Raw genomic sequence first — 13,189 nt, 5'->3', positions numbered from 1 at the left:
GTCGCTCCCACAGGAGAGTGCATTCCAATGTGGCAGCGAGCCTGCTCGCGATGGGGCCGGCACTGTCAGCACAAAACTCAACCTGAAATCAGCTCATCGATGTGTCGATAATCAACCTGCATCTGCGCTGCCAACACCTTTGCCCGGCCAAGGTGAATCGGCCCGCGTTCGATGTCGATCACCAGCCCTGGACATTCGATTGCCGGCAGCATGGACCAGTCCTTCAGCCGCCCATCGGTCACCAATAAAAATCTTTGCTGTTCCGCCGGAAAACGCTTTTGCCGCGCGGCCAGCCAGTGCCTCGCCTCACCCAGCGCCGCCAGCAACGGCGTTCCGCCGCCTGCGCCGAGCCCATCGAGCCAATGGCGCAAACCGTTGGAAGCCTTCAACCCTTGCACCTGCCACTTGGGCACCGAGCCGCTGGCGGTCAGCAACGCCAGTCGCGCACGTTGGCGGTAGGCATCATCGAACAGCTGCGCCAGCAAGCCTTTGGCATCACTCAACGCCTGATGACGGCGGGTTGAAGCCGACGCATCGACAATCACCAGCCACAGTTCATGGGGCGAGCGAGTACGCAGGTGAAACAACAGGTCGTCGCGCTGACGCGGTCGGCCATTGAGCAATGTGCCAGGCCAGTTGACGGAGCCGCCGGGGGCTGCGTGTCGCTTGCCCTGTTTGCCGTGGTCCAGCCGCCCGGCACGGGGTCTGGCATTCGCCCCCGCGTCGCAGCGAAGGCGAATGCCTAGGGCTTTTTTGGCCAGCTCGGCACTTCACGTCGTGCGCCGACCGAGAGCGCCTGGGCAGGCAACTCGCCCCACTGGCCCTGACCTTCGCTCGGATTGGCGTTCTGCGGTGCAGCGGGTTGCGCAGCCTGGGATGGCTGAGGTGCCGGTGGTGAATGCTCGCGACGACGATGGCGCAAGGCGAACTCGGCAACGGCGTCGATATCGTCCTCGGCGATGGTATGCGCCCCGCGCCAGGCGGCGTGTGCCCGGGCGGCACGCAGCCAGACCAGGTCGGCGCGCAAGCCATCGACGCCGGCGGCAAAGCAGCGCTCAGTGATGTGTGCCAGCGCTTGGTCATCGAGAGGAATCTTTGCCAGTGCGTTGCGTGCGTTCTGGCAACGTTCGCGCAGAGACGCCTGCGCGGATTCCCATTCGGCGCAGAAACCTTGCGGATCGCTGTCGAAATCCAGGCGACGGCGGATGATCTGGCCGCGCTCGGTCGGCGCGGTGTGGCCACCGAGGGCGACGTTCAAGCCGAAACGATCCAGCAATTGCGGACGCAGTTCACCCTCTTCCGGGTTCATGGTGCCAATCAGCACGAACTTCGCCGAATGCCTATGGGAAATACCGTCACGTTCCACCAGATTGGTGCCGCTGGCGGCCACATCGAGCAGCAGGTCAACGAGGTGATCGGGCAACAGATTGACTTCGTCGACGTAGAGCACGCCTCCGTCAGCCTTGGCCAGTACGCCGGGGGAAAACTGTGCGCGACCTTCGCCCAGCGCCGCGTCGAGATCGAGGGTGCCGACCAGCCGCTCCTCGGTGGCGCCCAGCGGCAAGGTGACGAACTGACCGCTGGCCAGCAGGTCCGCCAGACCACGGGCCAGGGTCGATTTGGCCATGCCACGCGGGCCTTCGATCAGTACGCCACCGATTTTCGGGTCGATGGCGGTCAGGTACAGGGCCAGTTTCAAATCGTCGGCGCCGACCACGGCGGAGAGCGGGAAATGCGGGATGTCGGTCATTGTTTTATCTCGGTCATGGTCGGTGATCTCACAGGCACCCCAATCTCTCTAGGAGCGAGCTTGCTCGCGATGGTCGTTAACGATGACGCGTGTTTACTGGAAAAACGCGTCGCCCTTAAGTCCATCGCGAGCAAGCTCGCTCCTACAGGATTTGCGGTAATTAGCCGTCTTCTTCTATATCCAGCAACAAATTCTCCAGCGCCTCGCGGTACTCGCCGGGCTCCTTCCACATCCCGCGCTGTTGCGCCTCGAGCATGCGCTCGGTCATGTCGCGCAAGGCATGGGGATTGTGTTCGCGAACAAAATCCCGGGTGTCCGGATCGAGCAGATAGGCATCGGCCAGCAACGCGTACTGGTGATCGTCGATCAACTGCGTGGTGGCGTCGAAGGCGAACAGGTTGTCGACCGTCGCGGCCATTTCGAACGCCCCTTTGTAGCCGTGACGCTTAACGCCTTCGAGCCACTTCGGATTGGCCGCCCGGGAGCGGATCACCCGGTTCAGCTCTTCCTTCAAGGTGCGAATCTTCGGCAGGTCCGGCTGACTGTGGTCGCCATGATAGCTGGCCGCCGTCTCGCCCTTCAGGCTTTCCACCGCCGCGAGCATGCCGCCCTGGAACTGGTAGTAATCGTTGGAGTCGAGCAGATCGTGCTCGCGGTTATCCTGGTTTTGCAGCACCGCCTGTACCTGGCTCAGGCGCTGGCTGAACTGTTCGCGGGCGGCGGTGCCTTCGTCGGAACCGCCGTAAGCGTAGCCGCCCCAGTTGAGGTAGACCTCCGCCAAGTCCTCACGGCTCTGCCACAGGCGACCGTCGATGGCGCCCTGCACGCCCGCGCCGTAGGCACCGGGCTTGGCTCCGAATATCCGCCAGCCGGCCTGACGTCGCGCAGCCTCTTCATCGAGCCCTGACTGCAGCAAGGCTGCACGCTCGGCGCGTACCTTGGCCGCCAACGGGTTGAGGTCGTCCGGCTCATCGAGGTCGGCCACCGCTTGCACCGCCGCGTCGAACAAGCGAATCAGATTGGCAAAGGCATCCCGGAAGAAACCGGACACGCGCAAAGTCACGTCCACCCGCGGACGGTCGAGCAAACTCAACGGCAGAATCTCGAAATCGTCGACCCGCTGGCTGCCGGTGGCCCAGACCGGACGCACGCCCATCAGCGCCATCGCTTGGGCGATGTCATCACCGCCAGTGCGCATGGTCGCGGTGCCCCACACCGACAGGCCGAGCTGGCGCAAATGATCGCCGTGGTCTTGCAGGTGCCGCTCGAGGATCAGGTTGGCCGACTGGAACCCGATGCGCCACGCCGTGGTGGTCGGCAGGTTGCGCACGTCCACCGAATAGAAATTGCGACCGGTGGGCAGCACGTCCAGGCGACCACGACTCGGCGCGCCGCTGGGACCGGCCGGGACGAAGCGACCGCCCAGGGCATCGAGCAATCCGCGCATTTCCGCCGGACCGCAGGCGTCCAGACGCGGGGCGACCACCTCGCGCAGGTTGTCGATGATGGCTTGCACCTCGTGTAGGAGCGAGCCTGCTCGCGATGGAGTGTCAGTTGGCATCAATGTGGCTGACACTCCATCGCGAGCAGGCTCGCTCCTACATGGGTCGGCCAATGCCTGCGAGATCAGTTGTGTGGCGAACAGCTCGAGGCGTTCGCGGGTATCCCCCGCCGTACGCCAAGACTCGTCGCTGACCAGCAAAAGCGGCTCGGGACGCGGCCCCGTCCACGGCTCGGCCAGCGCGCAATCCAGTGGGTCGAAGCCCAACCCGAACGCCTTGGCCAGCGCCCGCAGCAGGCTCGACTGCGCCCCCCGGCCATCGCCTCGTGGAATGCGCAGCAACGCCAGCAAGGTATCGATGCGCAAACGACCGGTGGGCGATTCGCCGAACACATGCAGGCCGTCGCGGATCTGCGACTCTTTCAAGTCGCACAGGTAGGTGTCGAGCCGCGGCAACCAGATCGCCGCGTCGGCATCGCTGTCGAGCTGCTCGTCCAGTTGCAGTTCGCGGTCGATGTGGGTGTCACGCACCAGCTGCAGGATGTCGCGCTGCAACTCTCGGGCACGACGTGGGTCCAGCAACTGCGCTTCGTAATATTCATCGGCCAACAATTCGAGGTTGCGCAGCGGGCCGTAGGTTTCGGCGCGGGTCAAAGGTGGCATCAGATGATCGATGATCACCGCCTGGGTGCGCCGCTTGGCCTGGGCGCCCTCGCCCGGGTCGTTGACAATGAACGGATAGATGTTCGGCAGCGGCCCGAGCAAAGCATCTGGCCAACAATGTTCCGACAGCCCGACGCCTTTGCCCGGCAGCCATTCGAGGTTGCCGTGCTTGCCGACGTGGATCACACCGTGGGCGCCGTAGGCGTTGCGCAGCCAGAAGTAGAACGCCAGGTAACCGTGGGGCGGCACCAGGTCCGGGTCGTGATACACCGCGCTCGGATCGACCTGATAACCCCTCGCCGGTTGAATGCCGACGAAGGTCAGGCCCAAGCGCAGGCCGGCGATCATCATCCGTCCGCTGCGGCACATCGGGTCGCTTTCCGGCGCGCCCCAACGTTCGAGCACCGCCGCACGGTTGGCTTCGGGCAGTGCGTTGAACATCGCCAGATAATCATCCATGCCCAGGCTTTGCTGGCACGGGCGCAGGTCGAGGGTCTCAAGATCGTTGCTGACGCCACCCAGCAACTGCTGGATCAGCGCGGTGCCGCTGTCCGGCAACTCAGCCGGCAACGGATAACCTTCGGCATGCAGCGCCCGCAGGATATTCAGCGCGGCGGCCGGGGTATCGAGGCCGACGCCATTGCCGATGCGGCCGTCGCGGGTCGGGTAATTGGCGAGAATCAAGGCAATGCGTTTTTCAGCATTGGGCACCCGCGCCAGATCGACCCAGCGCCGCGCCAGTTCGGCAACGAAGTCCATGCGCTCAGGTTGGGCCCGGTAGCAGACCACATCCGACTGACTGCGCTCACTGCGCCACGCCAGGTCCTTGAAACTGATCGGGCGGCTGATGATGCGTCCGTCCAGTTCAGGCAAGGCTATGTGCATCGCCAGATCACGGGGGCCAAGGCCCTGTTCGCTGGCGCGCCAACCCGGTTCGTTGTCCTGGGCGCAAATCGCCTGGATCACCGGAATATCGCGGCGAAACGGGCGCAGATGCGGTGCTTCGGGACTGGATTGGGCGAAGCCAGTGGTGTTCAGGATCACCGAGACGCTGGCCTCGTCCAGCCAGTCCTCGACCACGCCAAGGCAACCGGGCTCTTTCAGGCTGGCCAGGGCAATCGGCAACGGATTCAACCCCGCCGCCTGCAAACGCTGGCAAAAAACATCAATGAACGCGGTGTTCGCCGCCTGCAAATGCGAGCGATAGAACAACACCGCCGCCACCGGTTGACCGGCCTGCCAGTCGGCCTGCCAGTCGCTCAGTGCGGCAGAATGTTTGTGCGGATGGTAAACCGCCGTGCGTGGCAGGGTTTGCGGCTCGCCCCAGGTGTAATCACGGGCCAGCCAGCGGTTGGCCAGGCAGCGGAAGAAATCGAGGGCGTTGCCCATACCGCCCTGACGCAGAAACTGCCAGAGCCGGTCGCGATCTTCGGCACCGACGGTGCTCAGGTCACTGAGCTCCGGGTCCGGGCGATCATCGCCCGGCACCAGAATCACCTGCACACCGCGCTGCGACAGCTCGACCAGGCGCTCGATGCCATAACGCCAATAGGCGATGCCGCCGTGCAGCGAAATCAGGATCACCCTGGCGTGACGCAGCACTTCATCGACGTACAAATCCACCGAGGCATGGTTTTGCACCTGCATCGGGTTGGCCAGGCGCACGCTCGGGTAATCGTCGGGCAACTGTTGCGCCGCTTCGGCAAGCAGCGCCAGGCTGGAATCGCCGCTGCACAGGACAACCAGCTCGGCGGGGGTTTGTCCAAGGTCGGCGATATTGTCATCCGACACGAAACCGCCGGGCTGGGTCCTGAGCAGGTGCATGGCTTACACGCTGAGCGCGGCGCGCAATTGCGCTTCGAGAACAGTGGCGTCCAGTTGCTGGCCGATCAGCACCAGGCGGGTGACTCGCGCTTCTTCGGCGCCCCACTGGCGGTCGAAATGCTTGTCGAAACGCGTGCCCACGCCCTGGATCAGCAGGCGCATCGGCTTGTTCGGAATCGCCGCAAAACCCTTGACCCGCAGGATGCCGTGCTGGACCACCAGTTGGGTCAGCGCGTCCAGCAGCAGGCTTTCATCGGCTTGCGGCAGTTCGATGGAGATCGAATCGAAGGCGTCGTGATCGTGGTCGTCATGATCGTCGTCGCCATCGTGATGATGGTCGTGGTGGCTGTGACGGCCGTCGATGTGTTCTTCGGAGCCGGCACCCAGGCCGATCAGCACGTCCAGCGGCAGGCGACCGCTGCTGGCTTCGATGATTTTCACCGCTGGCGGCAATTCCTCGGCGACTTCCAGGCGCACGCGGGCCAGGTCCGCCGGGGTGATCAGGTCAGCCTTGTTGAGGATCACCAGGTCAGCACTGGCCAGTTGGTCGGCGAACAGTTCGTGCAACGGCGATTCGTGGTCCAGGTTCGGGTCAAGTTTGCGCTGGGCGTCGACCTGATCCGGGAACGCGGCGAAGGTGCCGGCGGCCACGGCCGGGCTGTCGACCACGGTGATCACCGCATCCACCGTGCAGGCACTGCGGATTTCCGGCCACTGGAAGGCCTGCACCAGCGGCTTTGGCAGCGCCAGGCCGGACGTTTCGATGAGAATGTGGTCCAGATCGCCGCGACGGGCCACCAGTTCGCGCATCACCGGGAAGAATTCTTCCTGGACGGTGCAGCACAGGCAGCCGTTGGCCAGCTCATAGACACGGCCGTTGGCTTCTTCTTCGGTGCAACCGATGGAGCACTGCTTGAGGATTTCGCCGTCGATGCCCAGCTCGCCAAATTCGTTGACGATCACCGCGATGCGGCGACCCTGGGCGTTGTCGAGCATGTGCCGCAGCAGCGTGGTTTTACCCGAGCCGAGAAAGCCGGTGACGATGGTGACGGGGAGTTTGGCCAGTGTTTTCATCGGATGCCCTATGGCTTAAGTGGCGGGCATACGGGACGACGACCGGCAACACGGACGCGCGTGCCTGAAGAGTTCGCCACCGGATCACCCCGCCCGGTTGAAAGTGAGAATCTGTGACGAGGCAGGTCTCCTGGCTGACGGTGTGCCGGCCTTGAGCCTGGCATTCGCTGCGCCTTCCCGCCGGCCTCATGATTTGAGCCTGCAGTGGCGTGGCAACGAACATCACCGTTCACAGTTGCGGGGGCAGCCGCGGCATCGACCGCGTTCCCTTCTTAGCTTCGACAAACGCCGAAGAACCTCGAAAGCGCAAGGCTACGCATGGTCTTGGGGCGGGTCAATGTCTTGTAGCGCCGCCGGCCCCATCGCGAGCAGGCTCGCTCCTACAGTTGATCGCATTCCCCGGTAGGAGCGAGCCTGCTCGCGATGAAGTCACCTCGGTTTCGAGTTGAGAACCCTTGCCAATTGACGCCCAACCCCCGCCCATGCTCTCCTACACGCCTTGTTACGGGTGCCCTTCACAGGGTGAAACGGGAAACCGGTGAATCATGTGCTTTACTCTTAAGCCATGTCAGTCCGGTGCTGCCCCCGCAACGGTAAGCGAGCGAAGCGTCAGATCCACTGTGCCTGCAAGGCATGGGAAGGTGATGTTTTCAGGTTCAGGCCAAAGCCTTTGCCCCTCGTGAGCCCGGAGACCGGCCCGCAACACAAAGTGACCAGTACGGTCACTGAACCAACAAACCCGCGGTGGGCGGGCGCTGTTTGAACCTCTGCGCGCCTGGTCGTGCGGGTTTTTGCATGCGCTCTTATTCCCCGCTGACAGACCAGAGGGAAACGCCATGTCGATCATCAGCAGCGCCGAACACACAGCCGCGAGCACCACCTCAACCCTGACCCAACGTCTGACCGCCGCCGTCTGCGCGTCGATTCTGGGCGCCTGCCTTGTGTATTTCGCCGGTTTCTCGCACATCGAAGCGGTGCACAACGCCGCCCATGATACCCGTCACAGCTCCGCGTTCCCGTGCCATTGAGAGCTGTCGACATGATCAAGCGTATTGCGCAAACCGCAGGTTTCACAGGGCTGCTGGCCGCCCTGTTGTTGACCCTGCTGCAAAGCTTCTGGGTCGCCCCGCTGATTTTGCAGGCCGAGACCTACGAAAAATCCGAACCGGCCGCTGTTGAAATGCATGAACACGCCGACGGTGCGACGGCTGCCCACACTCACGATGCGCAAGCCTGGGAGCCGGAAGACGGCTGGCAGCGCGTGCTGTCGACCACTGGCGGCAACCTGGTGGTGGCCGTCGGTTTCGCCCTGATGCTCGCTGGCCTGTACACCTTGCGTGCGCCGACCAGAACCTCGCAAGGCCTGCTCTGGGGCCTGGCCGGTTACGCGACCTTCGTGCTCGCGCCGACCCTCGGCCTGCCACCTGAACTGCCCGGCACCGCCGCCGCCGACCTGGCACAACGGCAACTGTGGTGGGTCGGTACCGCCGCCTCCACCGCCGTCGGTATCGCACTGATCGTGTTCAGCCGTCACTGGCTGATGAAAGTCCTGGGTGCAGCGATCCTCGCCGTTCCCCATGTGATTGGCGCACCGCAACCGGAAGTGCATTCGATGCTCGCTCCAGAGGCGCTGGAAACCCGGTTCAAAATCGCTTCGCAACTGACCAACGTGGCGTTCTGGCTGGCCCTGGGCCTGATCAGCGCCTGGTTGTTCCGTCGCAAAAGCGATGGTCAATACCACGCATGATCGATATCAGCACAGCGCCGACCCTGGTGGTCGGCCTGGGCTGCCAGCGAGGCTGCCCTGTCAGCACGTTGTTGGCGCTGCTCGATCAGGCGCTGGAGGCGCACCAGATTGGGCGTCAGGAAATCAAGGCACTGGCCAGCATCGATTCGAAGCGCGACGAACCTGCGTTAATCGAACTGGCTCAGCAGCTTGGCCTGGAATTGATGTATTTCAGCAGTGAACAACTGGCCGCTTATGAACCGCAACTCAGTCATCAATCGCAAATAGCGTTTGAACGCACCGGTTGCTACGGCGTGGCGGAAAGCGCCGCACTGGCCCTGGCGGAACAACTGGCCCAGGCCCCGGCAAAACTGCTGATTCCACGACAAAAATACGCCCAGGCAACACTGGCATTGGCCGGCGCTGCGTAAAAAACCGATAATCCCCGCCTTTGATCATGAACATTCTTCATCTGAAGCCCTGTTCAGCCTCTATTTCCCCACAGGAACCGACCATGACCGTCTACTTCATTGGCGCAGGTCCCGGCGACCCCGAACTGATTACCGTCAAGGGCCAGCGGCTGATTCGCAGCTGCCCGGTGATCATTTATGCCGGCTCCCTGGTGCCCGCCGCCGTGCTGGAAGGTCACTGTGCCGAACAGGTGGTCAACAGCGCCGAACTGCATCTGGAACAGATCATCGACCTGATCAGGAGCGCCCACGCCAAAGGCCAGGATGTCGCCCGGGTGCACTCCGGCGATCCGAGCCTGTATGGCGCCATTGGCGAGCAGATTCGCTATCTGCGTGAGCTGGGCATTGCGTTCGAAATCGTACCCGGCGTGACGGCCACCGCCGCTTGCGCGGCGCTCCTGGGCGCGGAGCTGACCCTGCCGGACATTTCGCAGAGCGTGATCCTGACTCGCTACGCCGACAAGACCGCCATGCCACCGGGAGAGGAATTCTCCAGCCTGGCGCAGCACGGCGCGACCATGGCAATTCATTTGGGGGTCAATCACCTGGCGAAGATCGTTGAGGAACTGCTACCTCATTACGGCGCCGATTGCCCGATTGCGGTGGTGCACCGCGCAAGCTGGCCGGATCAGGATTGGGTGGTGGGCACGCTGGAGGATATTGCCGGGAAGGTTGAAGCCAGGGGCTTTCGCCGTACGGCATTGATTCTGGTGGGTCGGGTTCTGGGCAATGATCAATTCAGCGAGTCATCGTTGTATCGCGCCGGGCATGCGCATCTCTATCGCCCATAAGCCCCCTTCGCGAGCAGGCTCGCTCCCACAATGGTCTGTGCGGGGCACAAGTCCCTGGTTACTGAAGATCTACTGTGGGAGCCTGCTCGCGAAGGCGTCAGTGAATTCAACCCGTAAAAAAACGGCGCTCACGGGGCGCCGTTTTTTCATTTCGCAGCGAACACCTTAGTAGTAGGCGTTTTCTTTCTGCGTGTGGTCGGTCACGTCGCGAACGCCTTTGAGCTCCGGAATGCGCTCGAGCAAGGTGCGCTCGATGCCTTCCTTCAGCGTCACGTCGGCCTGGCCGCAGCCCTGGCAACCACCGCCGAACTGCAGGACAGCGATGCCGTCTTCGACCACATCGATCAGGCTGACCTGACCGCCGTGGCTGGCCAGCCCCGGGTTGATCTCGGTTTGCAGGTAGTAGTTGATGCGCTCGTTGACCGGGCTGTCGGCGTTGACCATCGGTACTTTGGCATTTGGCGCCTTGATGGTCAGCTGGCCGCCCATGCGGTCAGTGGCGTAGTCGACAACGGCATCGTCCAGGAAGGCTTCGCTGAAGTGGTCGATGTACGCGGTGAAGCTTTTGAGCCCCAGCGCGGTGTCTTCGGGTTTTTCTTCGCCCGGCTTGCAGTAGGCAATGCAGGTTTCGGCGTACTGGGTGCCAGGCTGGGTGATGAAGACGCGGATGCCGATGCCCGGGGTGTTCTGCTTGGAGAGCAGATCAGCCAGGTAATCGTGGGCGGCGTCGGTGATGGTAATAGCGGTCATGGAAACTCCTCGCAGGCTTGGGCGCAGTTTACGCCAATCAACGCGCCGGACAAAGTCCTAGTATTTTTGTCGGGAAAGATTCCGACTATTCCCCTGGTTTTCTGTAGGAGCGAGCTTGCTCGCGATGGTCGCCAACGATAACGCGCACTCCCGGGTTTACGCGGAGCACTTAAGACCATCGCGAGCGAACTCGCTCCTACAAGGGGATTTGTGGCGGATCAGAGGTTCTCGTAGCGGTTCATGTCCAGCACGCCCTCTTCCACCGGATCGTTTTCCTGGATATAGCGGCTCAGGTCATGGAAATAGAACCAGAATTGCGCATGACTGCGGCGTATTCCCCAACGTTCGACGATTTTCTCCAAGCTGTCGCTGTCCTTGGCGCTTTCCATCGCATCCACAAAGGCCGGCACTTGCCCGGCCGGGATGTTGAACATGAAGTTCGGGTAGCTGCTGAGCACACCCGGGAAAATCGTCAGGGTGTCGAGACCTGGTTGGTAGCGCAGTGACTCACCGAGCAAAAACGCCACATTGCTGTGCGCACGATTGCGTAGCAGGCTATAGACCTCTCGCTTGCCGCTACTGGTTTCGATACGCAGCAGGGTGGCTTCCGGCAACTGATCGATGACCTTCAGCCCGGCGGCCGGACGCGAAGTCAGGCGGCTCAACGCCTGCTCGGCACTTTGCAGGTCCGGGTCGATGTTCGGCCGCGAACAGTAAGCGCCATCGCAACGGTTGATCGGGTCGGGCCTGGCATTAAGGTCGCCGTATCGGGCCAGCAACTGATGGGCAAAGTCACGCTTGGGATCAGCCGGGCTCAGACTCAGCGCGGTCGGTTTATCGTCATCGATGGTCTCGTAGTCCAGCCACATCTTGAACTTGCCACTATTCTGATACCAGTCATCCAGGTAGTCGTCCCGGGAATCGGCGGGCATCAGGCGCAGGAAATTTTGCTCGGCACCGTTGCGGATCAGGTCGAAATACAGGCGCGTCTGGGCCTGGTGGGACAGGTTACCGAACACATCGAAGTTCACCGCCAGTTGATAGTAGGTGCGCTCCAGCAGCGGATAGTCGAACAGCCATATGGTTTGCGGCACCTCACCGATCAGGCCTTTGGTCACCGAAGCGCTGTCGAAATGGCGGAAGATGCTCAGTAACGCATTGTCGTTGCCGGCCCACAGGGTCGACCAGCTCGGCGCCGGCTCATCGGCGTAGCTGTCCCGGCGCAAGGCTTCGTATTCGTTGCGCTTGTCGCGGTAGTCGTGCCACAGGCTGAGGACGCTGCCGACATCATCGTTCTGCCCCGGCATGGCCAGCAACGGCGTGGCTTGCCCGCGATAGTTCGGATCGGTGACATACAGGTCGTGCTCGGGCGCCTGGAACAGCGCCCAGAAATTATCGCGGATCACGTCCGTGGCGATCTGACCACGACACACCGGCCCACGGATAAAGGTGCGCACGAAGTACTCGGCATTATCGAGCATGAACTGATAGCGCGCCTGGGCCGGAATCGCTTCGAAGGTGGCAAACGGGTTGGCCCGGCTCTGCGGTCCATAGCCCGGCAACGCGTCGACCTGCCAGTTGCCGCTGTAGAACAGGCTCTTGACCCGCGCCAGCTTTGCTGGACTCAGCGGATAGGTGATGTGGGTCTTGTGCACGATCACGCCCTGCACCGGCCACAAGCGATAGTAGAACTCCGTGCCCGGATCATCGTTGGGGCGACGGGTGTTGATCAGGTCGATCGGCTGGCCGCTCGGGGTGCGCGAACGCACCCACTGGAAGAAATGCCCAGGCTCGCCGTCCCTGAAGTAGAGATGGGCGAGGAACCAGTGCTCGTACAGCCAGCGCCCCACCAGACTTTCCCGGGCGCCCGGCGAATTGAGCAGATTTTCCCATTGCACCACCTGCAAGGCTTCCCTGGCGCTGGGCGCCAGCGCCTGCTGATCAATCGGCGCGCCCGCCGCCAGCCAGCGTTGCAGCGTCTGGTACTGCTGGTCGGTCAGGCCGGTCACTGCCAGCGGCATGCCCTCCTTCGGATGCCTGGCGGCGTAGCCGTCGAACTCTGCGGGCATGGCACACATGTTTTCCCGATTCAGGCCCAGGACGATGTCCTCCGGCAGTTTCGCGTTGGGTTGCAACGAAGTCCTGTGGCCAAGCTCCAGCATCCGCGCCATCAGTGCAGCCTGGCTGCCCTGGGCATCGAGCACCGAATAGAAGCCCTTTTGCTGCCAGGCCTGTTTGCCGGAGGCGTCATAGAACAGTCGGGTCGGTGCCACCGCTTTAGTGCGGTCACCGTCATAAACCGGGACTTTCGTCGCACCACGTGCCGCGCCCTCACCGCTGCCCAGGTTGAGCTGACAGGCGGCGTCGTTGCAGGCGTGGCAGGCCACGCACTTTTCAGTGAAGATCGGTTGAATGTCGCGGCTGTATGAAATGGCAGAGGAAATCGCCGGTCCTTGCGCCACGGCGCCCCAGCTTGAAAACAGCAGCAATGTGCCGATGACGAAGCGATACGACATGTCCCTGGTCCTGAATCCTGAAAAAACGCCGCGATTCTACCGGTCTGTCATCCTTACCAACATGAACGATATTCATGCAAATTCGAGTCATGCTCCAAAAGCGCACAGGTTTGCTATCATCCCG

General features: G+C 62.5%; 10 protein-coding genes and 2 riboswitches. Of the genes, 4 read left to right on the top strand and 6 right to left on the bottom strand.

The genetic code is table 11. The annotated features are described in order from the left end of the window. Positions 1 to 77: 77 nt before the first annotated feature. The 4 genes from ACM6J5_RS03410 to cobW form a co-directional block, all read right to left on the bottom strand. On the bottom strand, positions 78 to 623 hold the full coding sequence (locus tag ACM6J5_RS03410; protein WP_414927821.1) for a vWA domain-containing protein: 546 nt from the start codon (positions 621 to 623) through the stop codon (positions 78 to 80). Between the two features lie 119 nt (positions 624 to 742). Then, positions 743 to 1,750, bottom strand: coding sequence for an ATP-binding protein (locus ACM6J5_RS03405; RefSeq protein ID WP_095941892.1), 1,008 nt, complete (start codon positions 1,748 to 1,750; stop codon positions 743 to 745). Positions 1,751 to 1,910: 160 nt separating this feature from the next. Continuing rightward, entirely contained in the window at positions 1,911 to 5,738 is a 3,828-nt protein-coding gene (cobN, locus tag ACM6J5_RS03400; protein WP_414927820.1) for a cobaltochelatase subunit CobN, read from the bottom strand. 3 nt (positions 5,739 to 5,741) lie between these two features. Continuing rightward, positions 5,742 to 6,812, bottom strand: coding sequence for a cobalamin biosynthesis protein CobW (gene cobW / locus ACM6J5_RS03395; protein ID WP_095941890.1), 1,071 nt, complete (start codon positions 6,810 to 6,812; stop codon positions 5,742 to 5,744). A 102-nt stretch (positions 6,813 to 6,914) separates the two neighbouring features. After that, positions 6,915 to 7,128, bottom strand: a riboswitch (cobalamin riboswitch). Between the two features lie 173 nt (positions 7,129 to 7,301). Then, positions 7,302 to 7,528: riboswitch (cobalamin riboswitch) on the top strand. 120 nt (positions 7,529 to 7,648) lie between these two features. Here cobW and ACM6J5_RS03390 point away from each other — a divergent pair. From ACM6J5_RS03390 to cobM, 4 genes are all read left to right on the top strand, one after another. Continuing rightward, the gene (locus ACM6J5_RS03390; RefSeq protein WP_095941889.1) at positions 7,649 to 7,840 is read left to right on the top strand and encodes a CbtB domain-containing protein; all 192 of its coding nucleotides are present in this window, start codon (positions 7,649 to 7,651) and stop codon (positions 7,838 to 7,840) included. A gap of 11 nt (positions 7,841 to 7,851) precedes the next feature. Continuing rightward, positions 7,852 to 8,559 carry a CbtA family protein gene (locus tag ACM6J5_RS03385; RefSeq protein ID WP_150673388.1) on the top strand — a complete coding sequence of 236 codons (708 nt, stop codon included), beginning with the start codon at positions 7,852 to 7,854 and terminating at the stop codon, positions 8,557 to 8,559. Further along, positions 8,556 to 8,969 carry a cobalamin biosynthesis protein gene (locus ACM6J5_RS03380; protein ID WP_095941887.1) on the top strand — a complete coding sequence of 138 codons (414 nt, stop codon included), beginning with the start codon at positions 8,556 to 8,558 and terminating at the stop codon, positions 8,967 to 8,969. Before ACM6J5_RS03385 ends, ACM6J5_RS03380 begins: the two co-directional genes overlap by 4 nt. Positions 8,970 to 9,052: 83 nt before the next feature. After that, the gene (gene cobM / locus ACM6J5_RS03375) at positions 9,053 to 9,799 is read left to right on the top strand and encodes a precorrin-4 C(11)-methyltransferase (protein WP_414927819.1); all 747 of its coding nucleotides are present in this window, start codon (positions 9,053 to 9,055) and stop codon (positions 9,797 to 9,799) included. Positions 9,800 to 9,964: 165 nt separating this feature from the next. Here the strand turns inward: cobM and nfuA are convergent, their stop codons facing one another. Then, entirely contained in the window at positions 9,965 to 10,549 is a 585-nt protein-coding gene (gene nfuA / locus ACM6J5_RS03370; RefSeq protein ID WP_007912592.1) for a Fe-S biogenesis protein NfuA, read from the bottom strand. A 218-nt stretch (positions 10,550 to 10,767) separates the two neighbouring features. After that, complete coding sequence (locus ACM6J5_RS03365; RefSeq protein ID WP_414927818.1) at positions 10,768 to 13,065, bottom strand: fatty acid cis/trans isomerase; 2,298 nt, start codon at positions 13,063 to 13,065, stop codon at positions 10,768 to 10,770. Between the last annotated feature and the right edge of the window lie 124 nt (positions 13,066 to 13,189).

It is taken from the genome of Pseudomonas sp. IT-P74 (assembly GCF_949768175.1).
Taxonomy (GTDB): Bacteria; Pseudomonadota; Gammaproteobacteria; order Pseudomonadales; family Pseudomonadaceae; genus Aquipseudomonas.
Note: the sequence above shows the minus strand (reverse complement) of the source record. Positions and strands in the feature narration are given on the sequence as shown.